General features: G+C 71.4%; 8 protein-coding genes and 1 rRNA gene. 4 read left to right on the forward strand and 5 right to left on the reverse strand.

Annotated elements, in window-relative coordinates:
• Positions 1–139: 139 nt before the first annotated feature.
• Positions 140–1,664 (reverse strand): 16S ribosomal RNA (locus tag QFZ74_RS14805).
• A 635-nt stretch (positions 1,665–2,299) separates the two neighbouring features.
• Positions 2,300–2,860, reverse strand: coding sequence for a MarR family winged helix-turn-helix transcriptional regulator (locus tag QFZ74_RS14810; RefSeq protein ID WP_307621287.1), 561 nt, complete (start codon positions 2,858–2,860; stop codon positions 2,300–2,302).
• Positions 2,861–3,013: 153 nt separating this feature from the next.
• Between QFZ74_RS14810 and QFZ74_RS14815 the strand changes: the two genes are divergently transcribed.
• Positions 3,014–4,291: an MFS transporter gene (locus tag QFZ74_RS14815; protein WP_307624157.1), complete on the forward strand. Its 1,278-nt coding sequence runs from the start codon at positions 3,014–3,016 to the stop codon at positions 4,289–4,291.
• Positions 4,292–4,341: 50 nt separating this feature from the next.
• Here the strand turns inward: QFZ74_RS14815 and QFZ74_RS14820 are convergent, their stop codons facing one another.
• Together QFZ74_RS14820 and QFZ74_RS14825 are read right to left on the reverse strand one after the other, a co-directional pair.
• On the reverse strand, positions 4,342–5,985 hold the full coding sequence (locus QFZ74_RS14820; protein ID WP_307621288.1) for a SpoIIE family protein phosphatase: 1,644 nt from the start codon (positions 5,983–5,985) through the stop codon (positions 4,342–4,344).
• A gap of 131 nt (positions 5,986–6,116) precedes the next feature.
• On the reverse strand, positions 6,117–7,475 hold the full coding sequence (locus tag QFZ74_RS14825) for an NAD(P)/FAD-dependent oxidoreductase (protein WP_307621289.1): 1,359 nt from the start codon (positions 7,473–7,475) through the stop codon (positions 6,117–6,119).
• 373 nt (positions 7,476–7,848) lie between these two features.
• Here QFZ74_RS14825 and QFZ74_RS14830 point away from each other — a divergent pair, with 373 nt between their 5' ends.
• Positions 7,849–8,598, forward strand: a complete 750-nt coding sequence (locus QFZ74_RS14830; RefSeq protein ID WP_307621290.1) for a TetR/AcrR family transcriptional regulator — start codon at positions 7,849–7,851, stop codon at positions 8,596–8,598.
• A 239-nt stretch (positions 8,599–8,837) separates the two neighbouring features.
• Positions 8,838–10,718 (forward strand): sigma-70 family RNA polymerase sigma factor, encoded by a 1,881-nt coding sequence (locus tag QFZ74_RS14835; protein WP_307621291.1) that lies wholly within the window; start codon positions 8,838–8,840, stop codon positions 10,716–10,718.
• A 25-nt stretch (positions 10,719–10,743) separates the two neighbouring features.
• Here QFZ74_RS14835 and QFZ74_RS14840 read toward each other — a convergent pair whose 3' ends face one another.
• Positions 10,744–12,837: an asparagine synthase-related protein gene (locus QFZ74_RS14840; protein ID WP_307621292.1), complete on the reverse strand. Its 2,094-nt coding sequence runs from the start codon at positions 12,835–12,837 to the stop codon at positions 10,744–10,746.
• 714 nt (positions 12,838–13,551) lie between these two features.
• Here QFZ74_RS14840 and QFZ74_RS14845 point away from each other — a divergent pair.
• Positions 13,552–14,976 carry an MFS transporter gene (locus QFZ74_RS14845; RefSeq protein ID WP_307621293.1) on the forward strand — a complete coding sequence of 475 codons (1,425 nt, stop codon included), beginning with the start codon at positions 13,552–13,554 and terminating at the stop codon, positions 14,974–14,976.
• Positions 14,977–15,046: the final 70 nt, after the last annotated feature.

The raw sequence follows: 15,046 nt of genomic DNA on the forward strand, positions 1-15,046 counted from the left end.
CTCTTGCGAGCAGTACTGGCAGCCTCCGACCCGAGACCCTGGCCGAATAGTCAACGTTCCACCCATGAGCAACCAGCATCAGACGTTCGCTGATGATCTGGCCTCTGACCGGGCAAGCCCGGTAAGAAGTGCTCCTTAGAAAGGAGGTGATCCAGCCGCACCTTCCGGTACGGCTACCTTGTTACGACTTCGTCCCAATCGCCAGTCCCACCTTCGACAGCTCCCTCCCACAAGGGGTTGGGCCACCGGCTTCGGGTGTTACCGACTTTCGTGACGTGACGGGCGGTGTGTACAAGGCCCGGGAACGTATTCACCGCAGCAATGCTGATCTGCGATTACTAGCGACTCCGACTTCATGGGGTCGAGTTGCAGACCCCAATCCGAACTGAGACCGGCTTTTTGAGATTCGCTCCACCTCACGGTATCGCAGCTCATTGTACCGGCCATTGTAGCACGTGTGCAGCCCAAGACATAAGGGGCATGATGACTTGACGTCGTCCCCACCTTCCTCCGAGTTGACCCCGGCGGTCTCCCGTGAGTCCCCAGCACCACAAGGGCCTGCTGGCAACACGGGACAAGGGTTGCGCTCGTTGCGGGACTTAACCCAACATCTCACGACACGAGCTGACGACAGCCATGCACCACCTGTACACCGACCACAAGGGGGGCACTATCTCTAATGCTTTCCGGTGTATGTCAAGCCTTGGTAAGGTTCTTCGCGTTGCGTCGAATTAAGCCACATGCTCCGCCGCTTGTGCGGGCCCCCGTCAATTCCTTTGAGTTTTAGCCTTGCGGCCGTACTCCCCAGGCGGGGAACTTAATGCGTTAGCTGCGGCACCGACGACGTGGAATGTCGCCAACACCTAGTTCCCACCGTTTACGGCGTGGACTACCAGGGTATCTAATCCTGTTCGCTCCCCACGCTTTCGCTCCTCAGCGTCAGTAATGGCCCAGAGATCCGCCTTCGCCACCGGTGTTCCTCCTGATATCTGCGCATTTCACCGCTACACCAGGAATTCCGATCTCCCCTACCACACTCTAGCTAGCCCGTATCGACTGCAGACTCGGAGTTAAGCCCCGAGCTTTCACAATCGACGTGACAAGCCGCCTACGAGCTCTTTACGCCCAATAATTCCGGACAACGCTTGCGCCCTACGTATTACCGCGGCTGCTGGCACGTAGTTAGCCGGCGCTTCTTCTGCAGGTACCGTCACTTTCGCTTCTTCCCTGCTGAAAGAGGTTTACAACCCGAAGGCCGTCATCCCTCACGCGGCGTCGCTGCATCAGGCTTTCGCCCATTGTGCAATATTCCCCACTGCTGCCTCCCGTAGGAGTCTGGGCCGTGTCTCAGTCCCAGTGTGGCCGGTCGCCCTCTCAGGCCGGCTACCCGTCGTCGCCTTGGTGAGCCATTACCTCACCAACAAGCTGATAGGCCGCGGGCTCATCCTTCACCGCCGGAGCTTTTAACCGCAGATCATGCGATCCGCAGTGTTATCCGGTATTAGACCCCGTTTCCAGGGCTTGTCCCAGAGTGAAGGGCAGATTGCCCACGTGTTACTCACCCGTTCGCCACTAATCCACCCCGAAGGGCTTCATCGTTCGACTTGCATGTGTTAAGCACGCCGCCAGCGTTCGTCCTGAGCCAGGATCAAACTCTCCGTGAATGTTTTCCCGTAATCGGGATGAACACCACGAGAGCGGTGCGAGAGGAGGAATAGTCCCCTCGCACACAGCGTCCTCGCTGTGTTATTTCAAAGGAACCTCGCCCCAGCTACTGCTGGAGACGGGGTATCAACATATCTGGCGTTGACTTTTGGCACGCTGTTGAGTTCTCAAGGAACGGTCGCTTCCTTTGTACTCACCCTCTCGGGCTTTCCTCCGGGCGCTTCCCTTCGGTCTTGCGTTTCCGACTCTATCAGACCGTTTTCCGATCCGATTTCCTCGGTGCTTTCCAGGTTCCCGCTCTCGCGTTTCCCTTTCCGGCGGTTCCGACTCTATCAGATCCTTTTCGGTGTCTGACCCCCAGTCAGCGGGGTTTGTCTTCCCGGCCCTGCGGCCGTTCCGACGTCCCAAACATTAGCGGATCTTTCCGGCAGCTCCTAATCGGGCTGCCGCACTCCGAGGCGAAATGGATTCGGGCATATGACATGCCGAAAACATCCCGTTCGGGAGATCGTGCTCATGGTTGGGTGCCGCATCCGCGGCGAGAGTGTCGCTCCGGAGCACTACGGCTCGCTGGCAACTCGAAGTACTCTACGGATCTGCCAGGGGGGCGTCAACCCCTGCTGTCAAGATTTTTTCAGTCCAGGTCGCTGAGACGGCCGCCGGCGTCCGGCTGAGCGTGCTCCACCCTGCGCAGGAGGCTGGTCAGGGCCTCGCCGAGGACGGTCCGATCCTCCGGGGAGAGGTCCTGGAGCAGGTCCTCTTCGAAGACGGTGGCGAGCCGCATGGCCTCGAGCCACTTCTCGCGACCGTCGGGCGTCAGCTCCACGATGACGCGGACGCGGTTGGACTCGTCCCGCTCCCTGGTGACCAGCCCCTCCGACACCATGCGGTCGATGCGGTGGGTCATCGCGGCCGGCGTGAGGCCGAGCCGCTTGGCCAGTTCGCCGGGGCCCATGCGATAGGGGGCGCCGGAGAGGACGAGGGCCTTGAGCACCTCCCACTCGGCGTTGCTGATGCCGAGGGCCGCGGTCTGGCGGCCGTAGGCGACGTTCATCCGCCGGTTCAGGCGGGACAGCGCCGAGACGATCTTCTCGACCTGGGGGTCGAGGCCTTGGAACTCGCGCTGGTAGGCGGCGATCTGTTCCTCGAGGGTCGGTTCGCTGCCGATGCCGATGGTTCCGGGGGAGTCGCCCATGCCGACGAGTATGGCACGCGGCTGCTTGGCGTTGAAGTCCTTCTCCCTGTACTGTTTAGGGTTGAAGTTTATGTTCGAAGTCTTCGGCCCTAAGCACTGGGCCGTGCCACCAGAGAGTCAGAGATCCAGAGAGAGGTGAACGTGACCAGGGAGATGGGCGCAGCGATGCGCCGGATCCACGCGGGCAACGCACTCAGCGCGTTCGGGCTCGGCTTCACCGTCCCCTACCTGTACGTCTATGTGGCGCAGGTGCGGGGACTGGGAGCCATGACGGCGGGGCTCGTCCTCGCCGTCTTCGCCGCGGCCGCGCTGATCGTGCTGCCGTTCGCCGGCCGCGCGATCGTGCGGCGCGGTCCGCTTCCGGTGCTGCTCGCCGCCCTGGTCGCGTCCGCGCTGGGAGCCCTGGGTCTGGGGCTCTCGGGTCAGGCGTGGAGCGTCCTGATCACCGCGGCGCTGCTCGGGGCGGGGCAGGCGGTCATGCAGCCTGCGCTGGCGACGATGATCGTGGACTGCTCGACCTCCGACACGCGGTCGCGGTCGTTCGCGATGCAGTTCTTCCTGCAGAACCTCGGGCTCGGCGTGGGCGGCCTCATCGGCGGTCACCTCGTCGACACCTCGCGCGTCTCCTCCTTCACTCTGCTGTTCGCGATCGAGGCGGCGGTGTTCCTGCTGCTGATCGTGCTGATGTCGACAGTGCGGATGCCGCATGCGCCGCACATCGAGGAGGCTCCCTCCGGCTCCGCCAGAGGTGGCTGGAAGCGGATGCTGGGCAACCGGGCCATGGTGCAGCTGTGCGTACTGGGCTTCGTGCTGTTCTTCGCCTGTTACGGACAGTTCGAGTCGGGCCTGAGCGCGTACGGCGTCGAGGCCGCGGGCGTCTCCACGTCCACACTGGGGACCGGGCTGGCGGCGAACACGCTGATGATCGTGGTCGCGCAGTTCGCCGTGCTGCGGTTCGTCGAGCGCCGCAGGCGGACCCGGGTCATCGCGGCCGTCGGGCTGCTCTGGGCCGCCGCGTGGGTCGCGGCCGGGTACGCGGGGCTCGGCCACGGCAGCCAGGAGATGGCGACCGCCGCGTTCGTGTCGACGTACGCCCTGTTCGGGCTCGGTGAGGCGATGCTGTCGCCGACCGTCGCCCCGCTGGTCGCCGACCTGGCACCGGAGGGTGAGGCGGGGCAGTACAACTCGGCCTTCGCCCTGGTGAAGCAGCTCGCACTGGCGCTCGGGCCGGCGGTGGGCGGTCCGATGGGGGCCTCGCTGCACGCGCCGTACATCGTGACCTTCGTGCTGTTCTCGCTGGGCATCAGCGTGCTCGCGGTGCGGCTGGGGCGCCGGCTCACCGCCGAACAGGACCGGCCGTGGTCGGCGAGGACGCGGATCGTCGCGCGCGGTGGCGCCGCGCCCTCGGAGCCGGTGACCGCGGAGGCGTAGGCCTCCACCCGGCAGGCCTCCCCACTCGGTAGGTCTTCGTATATGTGCGGCTAGGTGGTGCGGGGCAGGGCGAACTCGCACCACACCGCTTTGCCGCCCTCCGGGGTTCTGCGTGATCCCCAGCTGGAGGCGATCGTCGCGACGATGGCGATGCCCCGGCCCGCCTCGTCCCCCGGTTCCGCGCTGCGGCGGCGCGGCAGGTGCTCGTCTCCGTCCGTGACCTCGATGATCAGTCGGCGGTCGGTGCGGCGGAGTCTGAGGCGCATGGGCGGGGTGCCGTGCTGGAGGGAGTTGGCGACCAGTTCGCTGGCGGCCAGGACGCCCAGGTCGTGGAGTTCGACGGGGAAGCGCCAGCTCGTCAGCACGCCGGAGGCGAACGCCCGCGCGCGCGGGGCGGCTTCCACGCCGCCGAGGAGCTCCAGGGCGGCGTTGCGGAAGAGCTCGCCGTCGGCGCCCTTGTGGGCGGGGTGCTGCAGGACCAGGACCGCCACGTCGTCGTCGTGGTCGGCGGTGACGCCGGCCGAGCGGACCAGGCGGTCGCAGACCACCTGAGGCGTGCCGGTCGCACCGGCCAGGGCGCGCTCCAGGGAGGCGATTCCCTCGTCCAGGTCCTCGTTCCTGCGCTCGACCAGGCCGTCCGTGTAGAGGACCGCCGTGGAGCCGGGGGTGAGGGGGACCGAGCCCGAGGCGTGCATCCAGTCGCCGGTGCCGAGCGGCGGCCCGGTCGGCTCGTCGGCGCGCAGCACCGTACCGCTCTCGTCGCGGACCAGGATCGGAAGGTGGCCGGCGGAGGCGTACATCAGCCGGCCCTCGTTGGGGTCGTGGACGGCGTACACGCACGTGGCGATCTGGTTGGCGTCGATCTCGGTGGCGAGGCCGTCGAGGAGCTGGAGCACCTCGTGCGGGGGCAGGTCGAGGCGGGCGTACGCGCGGACCGCCGTACGGAGCTGGCCCATCACGGCCGCGGCGCGCACGCCCCGGCCCATCACGTCGCCAATGACGAGTGCGGTGCGGCCGCCGCCCAGGGTGATGACGTCGTACCAGTCGCCGCCGACCGCGGCCTCCGTGCCACCGGGCTGGTAGGTGGCGGCGATGCGCAGGTCGTCCGGCTGTTCCAGCTCCTGCGGGAGCAGGGAGCGCTGGAGGGTCACCGCGGTCTCGCGCTGGCGGCGCTCGCTGGCGCGCAGGCGCTCGGCGGCCTCGGCGTGGTCGGTGACGTCGGCGGCGAAGACGAGCACGCCCGCGTCGCCATCCTCGCCGACGGGGGTGCAGGTGAACGTGTAGGAGCGGCCGTCGAGCGCCTTGCGGGACTTGAGCGTGCGGGACCTGCCGCTGCGCAGGACCTGGTCGAGGAGGGGCATGAGGCCCAGTTCGGCCAGCTCCGGGAGGGCGTCGCGGGCCGGTTCGCCCAGGGCTCGGGTGCCGAAAGCGGCGACATAGGCGTCGTTGACGTACGTGACGCGGTGGTCGGGGCCGTGCAGCAGGGCGACGAGGGCCGGGACGCGGTCGAGGACCTCGCGCGCGGGCAGCTCGTCGACCGCGGTCCCGGTCGTTGACCCGTCCGTCCGCCGTTCGACGCGGGCCGCGGGCACGGAGCCTTCCCCCCGCCGGTCCGAGGGGACGGCGTGCTCGGTCCGCGCTGCGGCGCGGCGCTGCGTTCCGGGGAGCCGGGCGCTCCAGCGCGTGAAGTTCACAGTGGGGAATGCCTCGTGGGTGCTGAGGACCGGCGGGTGCCCGTCCAGGTCGTGGAGCAGTGTGGCAGTGCGGAGGACCGCAGCGACATCCGTCAGACGCCGGGAGCGGTCCGCGGAGTTCCTCGCTCCGGTCAGAACGACTCCTTCGGGTTGTCCGAGGGGCCGCGGGGAGGCTTTCCCCCGGGCGCGAGTTCGAACTCGGGCTGCGGATGTTCGAGGGACCCGAGGGAGACGATCTCCCGTTCGAAGAAGCCGGACAGGGTCCATTCGGCGAGCACGCGGGCCTTGCGGTGGAGGGTGGGCACCCTGCTGAGGTGCTGGACGCGGTGCATGAACCAGGCAGGGTAGCCCGTCAGTCCGCGCCCGTGGAGCCGCGCGACGCCCTTGTGCAGCCCGAGCGAGGCGACCGCGTCGGCCGGCCGGTGCGCGTACGTCTCCAGCGGTTCGCCGCGCAGGGCGTGGGCGATGTTGTCGCCGAGCAGCCTGGCCTGACGGGCGGTCTCTCCGCCGGAGCCGGTGGCGGTGACCCCGGAGACGGAGGCGGCGTCGCCCGCGGCCCACACGTGGTCGACGCCCTCGACGGCCAGCCGGGAGGTGCAGACGAGGCGTCCGCGCGCGTCGAGCGGCATTCCGGTGGCGGCGAGGAGGGGGTGGGGTCCGGCGCCGGCGGTCCAGACGATCGTGCGGGCCGGCACGCGGCGGCCGTCGCTCAGTACGGCGACGCGGTCGGCGCACGACTCCAGGCGCGTGTCGAGGACGACCTGGATGTTGCGGCCGCGCAGCTCGGCGACGGCGCGGCGGCTGGTGTCCGCGTCGGCCTCCGGCAGGGCGCGGCCGGAGGCCTCCACGAGGATCCAAGTCATGTCCTGGGGCCGGATGTTGTGGTACGAGCGGGCGGCGTGCCGGGCCATGTCCTCCAGCGCGGCGAGCGCCTCGATCCCGGTGCGGCCGCCTCCGACGAAGACGAAGGTGAGGGCCGCGTCGCGGAGCTCGGGGTCGCGTGTGGAGGAGGCGATGTCCATCTGCTCGATGACGTGGTTGCGCAGCCCGATGGCCTCCTCGACGGTCGTGAGGCCGATGCCGTGCTCGGCCAGACCGGGGACGGGCGGGGTGCGCCGGCCGGAGTCCGGGGCGAGGACGAGTTCGTCGTAGGCGAGGGCGGGTGCGCCGGTGCTCTTCTCGCCGGTGGCGGGGGTGGTGAGGGTGGCGGTGCGCCGGGCGTGGTCGACGGCGGTGACCTCGCCGATGACGACCCGGCACCGGTCCAGGACGCGGCGCAGCGGGACGACGACGTGGCGGGGGGAGACCGAGCCGGCGGCCGCTTCGGCAAGGAGCGGCCGGTACGTCATCCGGGCGTCGTGGGCGACCACCGTGACCTGGGCCTCACCTCGCCGGATCTCCCGTTTCAGCCGCTGTTGCAGGCGCAGGGCGGTGGACATCCCGACGTAGCCGCCGCCGACAACGAGAATGCGCGCACGTTCCTTCACCATCCCATGACGCACCCGGCGCCGGTGTTTGTCCACAGGCTCGGCAATTTGTATGACCGTCAGCCGTGCGGAGGCCGGGCCGGGCGGATCACCGGGAGGGGCGGGAGCGAGCAGGTCAGCGGGGGCGCGAGGAAGGGATCAAGAGGGAGCAACCGGGGCGAAGATGGCCGGTACTCCGATCGGGGGGCGCTCTGTGCGGAACCTCCCCCTTCTGAATTGACTCCGGCTCAACTATGTTCGTGTGACGACGGGGTGCAGAGGATGTGGCCGAACGGGTCCGCGAGGGGCGGTCCCGGTCCGAGAACCAGTTCCCCGCACCCCGGATTCGGTGGCGGGGAGTCTCCGGGGGGAGACGTCATGAACCGGGGGAACACATATGCATATTCAGGACACGCAGTGGTCATCGGCCTCCGTGGTCGCGCCCGGGGGTGCGGCGGCGAGCGGCCGGACGGAGGGCTCGCGTACGGCGCCGCTGCGGGTGGACGCCCAGCGCAATCTGGAGCACGTGCTGCGCGCGGCCCGCGAGGTCTTCGGTGAACTCGGGTACGGCGCGCCGATGGAGGACGTGGCGCGGCGTGCGCGGGTCGGTGTCGGCACGGTGTACCGGCGCTTCCCGAGCAAGGACGTCCTGGTCCGCCGGATAGCCGCGGAGGAGACCGCGCGGCTGACCGAGCAGGCGCGTGCGGCGCTCGGCCAGGAGGACGAGCCGTGGTCGGCGCTGTCGCGCTTCCTGCGGACGTCGGTGGCCTCGGGTGCCGGGCGGCTGCTGCCGCCGCAGGTGCTGCGGGTCGGCGTCGCGGACGAGGGCGGGGGCGCCGTGGCCGACGAGGCGCGGGTGCCGCAGCAGCGGACGCAGCCGGGCGGCGGTGAACTGCGGCTGGTTCCGGAGGAGCCGGTGGCCGTGGCGGACGACGACACGGGGGCGGCGGCGCTGCTCGACGTGGTGGGCCGGCTCGTGGCGCGGGCGCACGCGGCGGGCGCGCTGCGGTCCGACGTGTCGGTGTCGGACGTCCTGCTGGTGATCGCCACGGGGGCGCCCTCGCTGCCGGACGCGGCCCAGCAGGCGGCGGCCTCGGCTCGGCTGCTGGACATCCTGCTGGCGGGGCTGCGTTCCCGGCCGGCGTGACGTGACGGACCTGACATCGCGGCCGTACCGCTGCCGTCCCGGGCAGCGGTCGTCGATCAAGTACAGGGCGGGGCAGGCCTGTTGAGCCTTCCCCGTTCGGGTGATGTCTAGTACCGGATGTGGGCAAGTCCCCCCGGATGAGTGGTACATACGCACTGCGGGGCTCTCAGCGAAAAGCCGGTATGGCACCCTGACCCGGTGATCGGGCCGGATTGGGCAAGCTTCGGGGGCTTTCCGCGATGAGCGTTGACGGGTGGGACGAGTCCTTCGGTGACGGGGACGGCGAGGCCGGGGAACTCACCTCGCCGCAGGTGCCGAGCCAGGGTGGCCGGCCGGACGTACCGGATGCCGCTGATGCGGTCGAGGGCGGGGTTCCCGCTCAGCGCGAGGGCAGTGTCCTGCCTCCGCCGCACGATGTGCCGCCCGGCGACAGCCAGTTGATCGAGCGGATGCGCGCGGGCGAGGACAGCGCGTACGAGGAGCTGTACCGGCGCCACGCCGACGCCGTGCGCCGGTACGCGCGCACCTGCTGCCGGGACGCCCACACCGCCGACGACCTCACCGCCGAGGTCTTCGCCCGCATGCTCCAGGCGGTGCGCGGCGGTTCGGGACCCGAGCACGCCGTACGCGCCTATCTGCTCACCTCCGTCCGGCGGGTCGCCGCGAGCTGGACCAAGTCGGCCCGGCGCGAGCAACTGGTCGACGACTTCGCGGTGTTCGCCACGCAGGCCGCGCGTTCCTCCGAGGTGTCCGACGACGACACCCTCGAGCTGGGCGCCGATGTGCGGGCCATGCACGAGGCCGAGCAGTCCATGGCGATGCAGGCGTTCCGCTCGCTGCCCGAGCGCTGGCAGGCGGTGCTGTGGCACACCGAGGTGGAGGACGAGTCGCCGAGCGAGGTGGCCACCCTCTTCGGTCTCGACGCCAACGGCACGCGCGTGCTGGCCAGCCGGGCCCGCGAGGGCCTCAAACAGGCCTATCTCCAGGCGCACGTCAGCGCCGCGCTCGCCGGTGACGAGGAGTGCGCGCGCTACGCCGACCAGCTCGGCACGTACGCGCGCCGCAAGCTGCGCATCCGCGCCGAACGGGGGCTGCGCAAGCACCTGGAGGAGTGCGCCCGGTGCCGGCTGGCGGCCGCCCAGATCGAGGAGGTCGCGAGCGGCATCCCCGCCGTCGTCCCGGTCGCGGTGGTCGGCTGGTTCGGCGTCGCCGGGTACGCCAAGGCGCTCGGGATCGTCGCCGGTGGTGCCGGAGTGGGCGCCGCAGGTGCTGCGGCCGCGGCGAGCGGCGGCTCGTCCGGCGGGGCCGCGGGCGGCGGTGCCGCCTCGGAGGGGCTGGGCGCGCCGGTGAAGGCCGGTATCGCGGCAGGCGTGGTCGCGGTGGCGGCCGCCGCGCTGGCGCTCGCCCTGGTGAACGACAGCCACCCGGTCAAGGAGGCAGCCAAGCCGTCCCCGCCCCCGCCCGCCGTGCAGGCGGAGCCGCCGGCGCCCGCGCCCCCGTCGAAGCAGCCGGCGCCCCCGCCGCCGCCCCCGGCGCCGGTGGTCGCCAAGCCGGCTCCGAAGCCGTCGCCCACCCCGCCGCCGAAGCCGAAGCCGAAACCCACTCCGAAGCCGTCACCCACCCCGAAGCCGGCACCGCCGAAGCCCACGCCCACGCCGCCGCCGGCCCCGACGACGGCTCCCCCGCCCGCCGTCTACAAGTGGAGCGAGCTGAAATACAACCTGGCCGGGGACGGCAGCGAGCCGGAGATGCGGCTCGGTGAGAGCAGCTGGGTGTGGCAGCGCTCCAGCGTGTCCATCGGCGGCCGGCAGTACGCGCACGGGGTGACCGTCCACGGCGAGTCGTCGGTCACGATCGACCTCAACCGCACGTGCACCGCGTACGACGCGATGGCCGGTGTCGACGACGCGACCATGGGGCTCGGCAAGGTGAACTTCTCCGTCTTCGCGGACGGCGTCCCGATGTGGAACTCGGGCATGGTCAAGGGCGGGGACGCGGCCGTCCCGGTCCATGTGAACCTGACCGGGCGCAAGACGGTGCGTCTGGTGGTGGAGCCGCACAACGCCTTCGACTCCGTGGCTCTCGCGGACTGGGCGCAGTCCAAGTTCACCTGTCAGTAGGGCGCAGGGGAGCGTCCGGGGGCGCTCAGCCGGAGGCCAGCGCTCCCCTTCGGGGTGCGATGCCGGCGGGCACCGCCCGCGCGCGGGCCGGGGTGCCGCTCCAGCAGGTGCCCCGGCGGGCGAGCAGCCGGCGCAGCCAGAGCTCCAGGGAGACCAGGTCGGCGAGGCCGTCCAGGGGCAGCGGCGCCCCCTCGGCCGCGGCGCGCAGGGCCTTGCGGACCACGCGGGCCTCGACCAGGCCGGCCTCGGCCAGCAGGGGGGTGGCGAAGAGGGAGATGAGCGGGTCGACGCCGACGCGCAGACCCGTGCGGGCGGCGGCGGCCGACGAGGCGTGGGAGGGGGTGCCCCAGCCGGGCGGGAGGTCGCTGATGCCGGCGCCTCTCAGGACCGTGCGCAGGATGGCGCCGCGGGCGCCGGGCTGGATGCGCAGGGCCTCGGGCAGGGCGCGGCAGGCGCGTACGACCTGGTTGTCGAGGAAGGGCGCGTGCAGCCGCTGGGAGCGGACTTCGGCGGCCTGTTCCAGCACGCGCAGATCGGCGGCGTGCCGGGCCAGCGCGGCCCGCGCGCGGTAGTCGCCGGGGCGCTGGACGGTGCCCGCACCGGCGCGGTGCACGGCCCCTTGCAGCAGAACCGATACTTCGGCCAGTGCCTCCCCCGTCAGCCAGCGGGCCGCAGGCCCCGGTCTCGCCCAGGCGAGCGCGGCGAGGGAGGCGCCCGCCGCCCCGCCGGGCTCGTCGAAGCGGCGGTGCAGCAGGCGTTCGGCGAGCGACTCCAGACCGGCCCGGTAGGGCGTGCGCGCGAGCCGCCGTGCCGCGCCGTACACGCGCGCGGGGACCAGCACCGAGCCGTCGGCGCGGGCCAGGGCGGCGACCGGGCGCACCAGATGGCGGCGCTGGCGGTCCATCAGCAGGTCCGCGAGGCGGGCGGGGTGGGCGTCCAGGACCTGCCGGGCGCCGTACCCCGTGAAGTGGTCCGCGCTGCCCGCGGCGAGCCGCACGCGGTGGCGTGCCGCGGCGACGAGCGAGGGCCCGGGCTCGTCCGTGAGCGGGCCGTCCAGTTCGGCGTACGGCAGCACGTCCTCGCCGCCGGTCACCACCACATGGTGCAGGCGGGGGTTGGCCGCGAGCGCGCCCGCCCGCTCCAGTTCGGCCTCGCGGCCGCCGACGGCCAGGTCGTTGAAGGTGACCGCGAGCAGGCGCTCGCCCGCGCCCGTGCCGTGGCCGAGGACGGTGCCCGGCATGCCGGGCAGGCCCGCGGCCAGCAGGGCCAGCGTGCCCGAGGCGGGGCCGCCGGAGAGGTCGGCGCCGATCCCCGGGACGGGCATCCCGCGCGCGGCGCGGCGTTCGGCGGGGCCCATGCCGGGCACCGGGCCGGGGTCCAGGTCGGTGCCGGGGACGTGCCGGGGCGCGGCGAGGCGGGTGCGTACCGCCTCCACGAGCGCGTCGCGCACGGCCTCCACGGCGCGGTCGGGGTCGGCCGTGGCGGCCGCCACCGCGAGGGAGGCGACCGGCTCGTACCCGGCGATCTCGCGCGCTCCGGCGCGCAGCACCAGCGCGTGCCCGGGCGGGATCCTGCGTACGCCGTCGTACGGGGTGGAGTCGTGCAGTGCGGCCGGTACGTCGGGGGCGGCGAGCAGGGCCGCGAGGTGGCCGAAGTCGAGGCTGGCCTCGATGAGGTCGGCGAGCGGGAGCGCGGCCGTGGCGTAGGCGGTGCCGCCGGCCCAGGGGGTGTAGAACACCGGGCGGGCGCCCGCGAGATCGCCGCAGACGGTGATCCGGCGGCCCACCTGGACGATGGCCGTGTAGCTGCCCGGCCAGGCGGTCAGATGCCGAAGTGCCCCTCCGCGCGCGGTGACCAGGCCGAGCCGCAGCTCCTCGTCGGAGGCGCCGCAGGTGCCCAGTACGGCGATCCGGTTCTGCGCGTCGGCCTTCACCACGCGGACCTCGTCGGGCCGCCAGTCACCGACCGCCCAGAGCGGATCGGGGTCGCCCCACAGGAGTTGGGAGCCGACGGGGTGCACGGTCTCGCCGTCGTGTCCGGCCGCGTGGCCGACGTATCCGGCGGACCCGGCCCGCGCGGCACCGACGGAGGCGCTGCTCCACCCCACCAACCACCGCATCGACGCCTCCACAGGCTGTGGACAACCAGTGCACCGTACGAACGGTTCACATGCTGCCATGAAGGAAGCGCCCCTGCGGTGCGGTGGCGCCGCCTTCGGTCCGTCGATCGCGGACGAACTTGCGCGCTTGGCGGGGCGCGAACCGCCGTACGAGGCACGGTGATCGGCGTCCGGCTCCGACTCGAATGCGCCCCCGGTTCACTCCCCCAGAACGCCCTTCGCGCCCTCAACATGCGTGGTGGGAGCGGTGATCGCCGGTGGAAGGCGGGAACGATTTTCGGCCAATTCGCCGTAGCCTCAGCAGGTTTGGGCACGCTCCGTACAGGCTCTGCGCAGTGCACGGACGGCATGGGAACGCGCACAGTCCGGGAGGCGGGCATCACCTCCCGGACCGGTCCGCCACCCGCGGGGATGTAGGTGGCGGTGTCCCCCAGCCCGCTGGATCCAATGCAGCGGGCCGACCCACGCAGGACCCATGCAACCGCTCCCGGGATGGCCGGAGTAGAGCGCACGCACGGGCGCACGGCCACACACGACGGGGGCACGACGCGCCGCCTTGTGCACGGTGCGTGCAGGTCCGTACTCCCGTACGGACCACAATCCCGCCATCCGGAACAATGCCCCTTAACGCTTGGGATCCGGCGAACTACGCTGGGTTTACGAATGCCGCGTGGTTATGCCAGCGCGACAGCCGTCTGTGTCGAGGGGTGGCGCATGTCCAGGGAGCAACGCGGGCCGAACGAGAAGCTCGGCGCCGTTCTCGCCCTCGCGGGAATCAGCAACGCGGGCCTCGCGCGGCGCGTCAACGACCTCGGCGCACAACGCGGGTTGACGCTCCGCTACGACAAGACCTCGGTGGCGCGCTGGGTGTCGAAGGGCATGGTGCCGCAGGGTGCCGCGCCCCATCTCATCGCCGCCGCGATCGGTCAGAAGCTCGGCCGCCCGGTGCCGCTCCACGAGATCGGCCTGGCGGACGCCGATCCCGCGCCCGAGGTCGGCCTGGCCTTCCCCAGAGACGTGGGACAGGCGGTGCGCTCGGCCACCGAGCTGTACCGTCTCGACCTCGCCGGACGCCGGGCCGGCTCCGGCGGCATCTGGCAGTCGCTCGCCGGATCCTTCGCGGTGAGCGCCTACGCGACACCCGCCTCACGCTGGCTGATAACCCCCGCCGACACGTCGGTCGCCCGGGACGCGAACCCCTCCGAGAGTTCCGGCGCACCGCTCAAAGTCGGCCACAGCGATGTGCAGAAGCTGCGGGAGGCCGCCGAGGACGCGCGCCGGTGGGACTCCAAGTACGGCGGGGGCGACTGGCGTTCGTCGATGGTCCCCGAGTGTTTACGCGTGGAGGCGGCCCCGCTGCTGCTCGGCTCGTACTCCGACGAGGTCGGCCGCGCCCTGTTCGGGGCCAGCGCCGAACTCACCCGGCTCGCGGGCTGGATGGCCTTCGACACCGGCCAGCAGGAGGCCGCGCAGCGCTACTACATCCAGGCGCTGCGCCTCGCGCGCGCGGCGGCGGACGTCCCGCTGGGCGGCTATGTGCTGGCGTCCATGTCGCTCCAGGCGACGTACCGCGGCTTCGGCGACGAGGGCGTCGACCTCGCGCAGGCCGCCCTGGAGCGCAACCGGGGCCTGGCCACCGCCCGCACCATGAGCTTCTTCCGCCTCGTCGAGGCACGCGCGCACGCGCGCGCCGGTGACGCGCAGGCGGCCGGCGGGGCGCTGCGCGCGTCCGAGGGCTGGCTGGAGCGCGCCCGTGACGGCGACCACGACCCGTCCTGGCTCGGCTTCTACTCCTACGACCGCTTCGCCGCCGACGCCGCGGAGTGCTACCGCGACCTGAAGGCACCGCGCCAGGTCCGCCGCTTCACCGAGCAGGCGCTGTCGAAGCCGACGGAGGAGTACGTGCGCTCGCACGGGCTGCGCCTGGTCGTCTCGGCGGTCGCCGAGCTGGAGTCGGGCAACCTGGACGCGGCGTGCGAGCAGGGCGTGCGGGCCGTGGAGGTCGCCGGGCGGATCTCGTCGGCGCGGACGACGGAGTACGTCAAGGACCTGCTGCACCGGCTGGAGCCGTACGGCGACGAGCCACAGGTGGTGGAGCTGCGCGAGCGGGCCCGGCCCCTGCTGGTCGCCCCGGCGTAACCCCGCCCGATCCCCTCGGCGGCGCGGCACTCCCCGACGTTTCAACGCGTTGTCAGTGGCGCAGTGCACT

Origin of the sequence: Streptomyces sp. V3I7 (genome assembly GCF_030817495.1) — a bacterium.
Lineage (GTDB): Bacteria > Actinomycetota > Actinomycetes > Streptomycetales > Streptomycetaceae > Streptomyces.